Below are 6,769 nucleotides of genomic sequence, written 5' to 3' on the forward strand. Positions count from 1 at the left end.
TTGGATAGTTAAGGTTATACAAATGGGAACATGATCTTTAAGGTAGCGAGAGAGGAGAGAACCTCATGGCCACTAAACAATCGGCTTCAGCGAGTGACGCAGCAGCAATTAGCCGTCAATCCCAGCCGTCGCCAAATGATACGAAGTCCAATATTGCCGCCAAGGCTGCTGTGCTTTCCGGTGTATTTTGGGGGCTAGGGCAACTATTTAATCGTCAATATGTAAAAGGCATCCTATTGATGCTGTTAGAAGCTGTAGGTTTGATCTATTTAATTAATTATTTGCCACGAGCGGTATGGGGTATTTACACGTTGGGTGAAACACCGTCGCAAATGATGAAAGTCGGGAAGCTATACAAAATGGTTCCTGGCGACCATTCCATTCATTTGATTATTAAAGGACTCATTACGCTACTTGTGCTGTTTATATTTGTGTGGGTGTATGTCCTAGTTGTAAGAGACGCCCACGCGGTAGGCCGCATACGTACTAAAGGTGACAAACCGAACAATTTCTTGCAAACGCTGGAGTATATCAAAGAGCAAAAGTTTGCCTACTTGTTCCTTGCACTGCCAACGGCTGCGGTATTGTTCTTTACGATAATGCCTATTATTTTTATGATCTTGCTAGCTTTTACTAACTATTCGGCACCCGAACACATTCCTCCGGCAAAGCTTGTCGATTGGGTTGGGTTCCAGAATTTTAAAGACTTGCTACAGCTAGGCACATGGAGCGGCACGTTCTATGGTGTGCTGGCATGGACTATTATTTGGGCCGTACTCGCTACGGTGACCTGTTATTTCGGCGGGATTCTTGTTGCCCTTTTAGTTCAACAATCAGGTATTCGCTTGAAGACGATGTGGCGCACAATTTTTATTATCCCGTATGCGATTCCACAAATGTTGTCTTTCCTTATTATGCGCAACATGTTTAATGGAGAGTTTGGACCGATTAACCAATACTTAAGTTATTTTGGCTTGGGCAAACTACCTTGGTTGTCTGATCCGTTCTGGGCGAAAGTTACCGTATTAATGGTTAATATGTGGGTAGGTATTCCTGTGACGATGGTACTTGTTATCGGCATCTTAACGACAATTCCAAAAGATATGTATGAAGCAGCTGACGTGGATGGCGCAACAGCGTGGCACAAGTTCAGAGCCATTACGATGCCTATGATTACGTATTCAACTGCACCGATCTTAATTGGTCAATTTGCAGGTAACATCAACAACTTTAACGTTATTTTCCTGATGACCAATGGTAATCCGCCAAATGGTGAATATCAGTACGCCGGTAGCACGGATTTGCTTGTAACATGGCTCTACAAGCTGACTTTGGACAATAACAAGTTTAATATGGCGGCGGCCATCGGAATTATTATCTTTATTATCGTAGCTTCACTATCGATTTGGAGCTATAGACGTACCCGTTCGTTCCGAGAGGAGGATATGATCCAATGAGTGTAGGAGCCAAAAAAAATTCGCGTACTCGGCTGCTTTTCAGTTATCTTATGCTGATTATTATTGCCATTTGTGTGTTTTATCCGACGATTTGGATTGTGATGTCTTCCATCCGACCTGGAACGTCCATTTACAGCGAGTCACTTATTCCTAGCAATCCGACGTTTGAACATTATGTCAGTTTGTTTACGTCAGAACAGTATCAATATGGACGTTGGTATTTAAATACGTTAAAGATTGCGACGTTAAATATGATATTTGGCGTTATTCTTGTGGTGATGACAGCCTATGCTTTGTCACGCTTCCGGTTCTATGGACGGAAAAACTTGATGTCCGGTATGCTCGTGTTGGGTATGTTCCCTGGTTTTATGAGCATGATCGCAATCTATATCCTGCTTATGCAGTTAAACTTGCTGGATACGCATCTCGCTTTAATTTTGGTGTACTCGGCCGGCGCGCCGTTAGGAGCGTTTGTCGTCAAAGGTTTCTTCGACACCATTCCAAAGAGCTTGGAAGAGTCAGCTCGGATCGACGGTGCAACCCATTGGACAGTATTTATTAAAATTATGCTGCCACTCTCTAAACCGATGATTACGTACATTGGACTGATGACATTTGCTGGTGCATGGGGTGATTTTATATTTGCCCGACTGGTGCTGCGCACGAAAGAAAAATGGACACTTGCTATCGGCTTGTGGGATATGGTTAACAATGCATCTTCGAACTTTACCATGTTTGCGGCTGGCGCTGTGTTAATTGCGATTCCGATCGCTTTGCTGTATTTGTTCTTGCAGCGCTTCTTGGTGGAAGGGTTAACCGCTGGAGCAAGCAAAGGGTAATCACAAGCAATGTTAATGTTTTATGACGTGTAGCTTCCAATCGTGTAGTAACTACAAATAGAGAGCATTTCAATTTGGACTAAAAGCAGGAGGGACTATGATGCTAGATACAAGCGCAGCTATACACCCAGAGAACGCAAGCCACCGGACACAAAGTCATACAGGCGTTCAGCTTGGGAATATTACTCATATAAAAGAATTGGATCAGGCGCTCCTACTTGTGGGCAGTCATTTTAATCTGGCGATTACTTCTGTTGATGCAGGTGTTGTTCGACTGAAGACTTATCGTGGTCAAGCGCCCAACTGGAACACGACGCCTGCAATTATTGCAGCTGAAGGCCGTACACCTCAGTCGATAACATGGACGGAGACGGACGTACAAGTATCCGTTACAATTGGGAAGACCCGACTTGAAATTAGTCGCATAACAGGCGCTATCAGCATTCGTAATGAGGCTCATCCAACTGTGGAGATGGTAAGCTTACAGCGCAATCGTGAGGCGATAGGCGACTACACGGCATTTATTAGTCTTGCAGAAGATGATCATATTTACGGGTTAGGTGAGAAGACAGGCTTCCTTGACAAGCGTGGTGAGCGGTATACGATGTGGAATTCAGACGTATATGCACCTCACGTACCAGAAATGGAAGCTTTGTATCAATCCATTCCTTTTTTGACCGTGTTAAATCAAGGTAGAAGTTATGGGCTGTTTCTCGATAATCCGGGCAAAACGGTTTTCGATATGCGCACCTATGCAAATTCTGCGATGCTTCAAACGTGGACGGGTGAATTTGACCTGTATTGGATAGAAGGGCCAACGTTAAAAGAAGTTATTGTACGTTACGGTGATTTGACAGGACGTATGCCACTGCCGCCGAAATGGGCGCTTGGATATCATCAATCCCGTTACAGCTATATGGATGAAAAAGAAGTATTGGAATTGGCTCATAACTTCCGCGAGAAGGAAATCCCTTGTGATGTGATCCATCTCGACATCCATTATATGAACGGTTATCGTGTATTTACATTTGACGAGAATCGTTTCCCGAATCCAGAACGGATGATGGAAGAACTGCGCAGCTTAGGGTTCCATATCGTGCCGATCGTAGACCCAGGTGTGAAAAAAGATCCTATGTATGCCGTATATATGGAAGGTGTGGATGGTGACTTCTACTGCAAAACGGCAGAGGGAGACATCTATACAGGTCCAGTATGGCCTGGAGAGAGTGCGTTCCCTGACTTTACGGAATCACGTGTGCGGGAATGGTGGCAGGAGAAGCAGCGGTTCTATACTGACTTAGGTATCGACGGCATCTGGAATGATATGAATGAGCCGGCCATTTTTAATGAAACCAAAACGATGGACGTAAACGTCATCCACGGTAATGAAGGTGATCGCAAGACGCATGGTGAGGTGCATAACTTGTACGGCATGTGTATGTCACAAGCCAGCTATGAAGGGTTAAAGGCGTTGCTTGATGGTAAGCGTCCCTTCGTACTGACTCGTGCCGGCTACAGCGGTATTCAGCGTTACGCGGCAGTGTGGACAGGTGATAACCGCAGCTTCTGGGAGCATATGTCGATGGCGATGCCGATGGTATTAAATCTTGGCATGTCTGGGGTGCCGTTTGCTGGTCCGGATATTGGTGGCTTTGCACACCATACGAGTGGCGAATTGTTGGCGCGTTGGACGCAAATGGGTGTATTTTTCCCTTATGTGCGTAATCATAGCGCAATTGATACGCTGCGTCAGGAACCTTGGTCATTTGGTGAAGAGATTGAACAAATTTGCCAACAATATATCGGTTTGCGTTATCAATGGATGCCTTATCTATACCACTGGTTCTATGAAGCATCAAAGACAGGACTTCCAGTGATGAGACCATTGGTGCTTGAGTATCCTCACGATCCACAAGTATACAACCTGTGCGACCAGTTCCTAGTAGGAGACTCGGTTATCATTGCACCGATTTATCGCCCGAATACGGAATGGCGGTCCGTATACTTGCCAGAAGGAGAATGGGTAGATTATTGGAGTGGCGAGCGTTACGCTGGTAAGCAGCATATTCATGTGCATGCACCGTTGGCGAAGCTGCCTATGTATGTGCGTGCGGGTGCTATCTGGCTCGAAGGTCCTATCCGTCAACACGCAGAAGAGATCGCTGCCGATGAGCACGTGACGGCTTCTGTCTATGTACAAGGAGCAGGTACATCATCAACTTTGGAATGGTATGAGGATGATGGTCTTACGTTTGCATACGAGCAAGGCCAATGGAACAAGATGTTGATTCAGGTAACAGAATCTGAACGGGATATTACCATCACGTCTAAATATACAAACTATGGTTACGAGCCGAAACGGACTAGCTTGAATTTCCGCTTGCTAGGTATATCTGCTGTGCCTACTGGTGTTGCTGGTGCAGGAGATCAGGTTCCATTAGAGCAGCTTGCAGCACAAACGACAGGCTGGGCATATGATACAGCGCGTGGTGTGTTGGTAGTGAAGTTGCAGGAGAACTCTGCTGGACACGAGTTGAGCATTACATTGTAAGCTGCTTAGCCTTATTCGGCAGCAATGAGCTTGTAAAATAAACAGCGATGGATTCGAACGGTGATAACGCTCGGATGCATCGCTGTTTTTGTGGTGTCCAAAATGTACTTTGCTTGTTAGGGTAGGGGACGAAGCAGAGGGTGCAAGTAAAGAGAAATGGAGCGGGAGATCACGTACAAAAAGGCCGTTAATAGTCAGCGTTTAACATGGGCTCATTGTCATAGAATAACGTATCGTGATCCCCCATATGCAGCGTTCAGGTCTGTTATGTACAGCGTGCTTGCACGGATTCGCGCCAAATAAGCTGATGCGGCATAATGATTCGTGCCTGTGCAAAGCCGTCTTTCTTTATAGATTGGATGAGCGCTTGCGCTGTTGTGTTGCCCATCTGATAGATCCCGATATCCACACTGGAAATCGGCGGCAGGGACATTTCGGACAGCAGCGTATTATTGAAGCCGACAACGCTATATTTTTCCGGCACGCGCCAGCCTTTGTTCCATAAGGTACGAATAACGCTGAAGGCGACCAGATCGTCAATTGCGATAATTGCTGTTGGCTGATCTTCCAACGCTAGTATTCGATCGGTTACTTCTATAGAAGACTGTGCGGTAAAACTTCCTTCAAACATATATTCCTGTTGCATTTCAATGCCTGCCTCTAGCAATGCTTTCTGATAACCATCGATCCGATCCTTGGAAACCGTTAAATTGAATGGCCCGCTTACAAAAGCAATTTTGCGGTGTCCCTTAACAATCAAATTACGTGTAATATCATAGGCAGCTGCTACATTGTCGTTATCGACGGATATGATGTCGGCGTATTGATTACTTCGCCCAACAAGTACAAACGGAAACTGCTTGTCCCGTAAAAAAGAAATAATTTGATCGTCGCTTCGTGATGACAGTAAGATAATACCATCTACGTACCTGCCTTGAACGAGACGCTCTACCGCTTTTTCTTCCTCAATCTGATTTGTGCCTGCGGTCATGAGCACGTCGTAGCCATTAGAAGCAGCTTTTGTGACGATGCCCCGTATAATCTCGGAAAAAAACTGATTCTGGAACAATTCATCAGCAGGACGTGGGAGCACGATGCCAATATTGTTAGTTGTCTTGGTAACAAGACTTTTGGCCAGCATATTAGGATGATAGCCGAGCTCTTCCATTACCTTTCGAACTTTGCGGCACGTCTTCTGGCTAATACGAGTGTCATTGGATATGACACGTGATACGGTAGAAGGTGATACGCCTGCCTTTTGTGCGACGTCTACAATAGTTACAGCCATTTGGGGTATCCTCACTTAGTAAAATATACCCAGAGTATACGTGAAGCGTTGTTAATGCGCAAACCATTTAGGTCGAGGCAATTGATTTCAGTTGAGTAGCAAAGTACGAACAAGGCTATTGCTAGAAAACGGACTAACGATATGATGTGTTAAGCAGCTTTTGTTTAAGTAGGATACAAATATTCAAGACAACGTATTGATTTTACTGGCAAAGTCATAGATTAATAGTTTTACTAAATTGTAAATTTTTAAAAGTTGCATTCGACATTATTTTTATGTTACATTATTTCTTGTCGATTCGACGCCACAAGCTACGGCGAACGGCGCTAAGAAATAAAGAGTTGACAAGCCAGAATGCTTCTGGTAAAGTAAATAAGCGTTCGACATTGGATGTCGGATAATGAAGTAAGTTCCTTGAAAACTGAACAAATGACGAAGCAAACAATAGAGAATTAAATTCTCGTCAGCAATACAAATGAGCAAGTCAAACACTTGAGTGAAATTTGATCGCAATCTTTGATTGTGTAGCGAAATTCGCTTTAATGGAGAGTTTGATCCTGGCTCAGGACGAACGCTGGCGGCGTGCCTAATACATGCAAGTCGAGCGGAGTTGATGAGGTGCTTGCACCTCTGA

4 protein-coding genes and 1 rRNA gene are annotated in these 6,769 nt (G+C 44.7%); 4 read left to right on the forward strand and 1 reads right to left on the reverse strand.

All coding sequences use genetic code 11. From position 1 onward, the window contains the following. The first annotated feature begins 65 nt into the window (after window positions 1–65). The 3 genes from H509_RS0104490 to H509_RS0104500 all read left to right on the forward strand — a co-directional run bounded on the left by H509_RS0104490 (window position 66) and on the right by H509_RS0104500 (window position 4,847). The gene (locus H509_RS0104490) at window positions 66–1,457 is read left to right on the forward strand and encodes a carbohydrate ABC transporter permease (protein WP_084159070.1); all 1,392 of its coding nucleotides are present in this window, start codon (window positions 66–68) and stop codon (window positions 1,455–1,457) included. Beyond that, window positions 1,454–2,296, forward strand: coding sequence for a sugar ABC transporter permease (locus H509_RS0104495; RefSeq protein ID WP_028544022.1), 843 nt, complete (start codon window positions 1,454–1,456; stop codon window positions 2,294–2,296). The genes H509_RS0104490 and H509_RS0104495 overlap by 4 nt, the downstream gene beginning before the upstream one ends. Before the next feature lie 100 nt (window positions 2,297–2,396). After that, window positions 2,397–4,847 (forward strand): glycoside hydrolase family 31 protein, encoded by a 2,451-nt coding sequence (locus H509_RS0104500; protein WP_036696070.1) that lies wholly within the window; start codon window positions 2,397–2,399, stop codon window positions 4,845–4,847. A gap of 265 nt (window positions 4,848–5,112) precedes the next feature. Here H509_RS0104500 and H509_RS0104505 read toward each other — a convergent pair whose 3' ends face one another. Then, window positions 5,113–6,135, reverse strand: a complete 1,023-nt coding sequence (locus tag H509_RS0104505; protein ID WP_028544024.1) for a LacI family DNA-binding transcriptional regulator — start codon at window positions 6,133–6,135, stop codon at window positions 5,113–5,115. A gap of 539 nt (window positions 6,136–6,674) precedes the next feature. On the opposite strand from H509_RS0104505, the gene H509_RS0104510 reads away from it, so the two are divergent. Continuing rightward, window positions 6,675–6,769 (forward strand): 16S ribosomal RNA (locus H509_RS0104510); the annotation flags it as partial.

Origin of the sequence: Paenibacillus taiwanensis DSM 18679, assembly GCF_000425125.1 — a bacterium.
In the GTDB taxonomy this organism is placed as follows: Bacteria; Bacillota; Bacilli; order Paenibacillales; family Paenibacillaceae; genus Paenibacillus_B; species Paenibacillus_B taiwanensis.

Coding starts and splice junctions, on each gene's coding strand:
- H509_RS0104490 (WP_084159070.1), top strand. CDS start 66: ATGGCCACTAAACAATCGGCTTCAGCGAGTGACGCAGCAGCAATTAGC.
- H509_RS0104495 (WP_028544022.1), top strand. CDS start 1,454: ATGAGTGTAGGAGCCAAAAAAAATTCGCGTACTCGGCTGCTTTTCAGT.
- H509_RS0104500 (WP_036696070.1), top strand. CDS start 2,397: ATGCTAGATACAAGCGCAGCTATACACCCAGAGAACGCAAGCCACCGG.
- H509_RS0104505 (WP_028544024.1), bottom strand. CDS start 6,135: ATGGCTGTAACTATTGTAGACGTCGCACAAAAGGCAGGCGTATCACCT.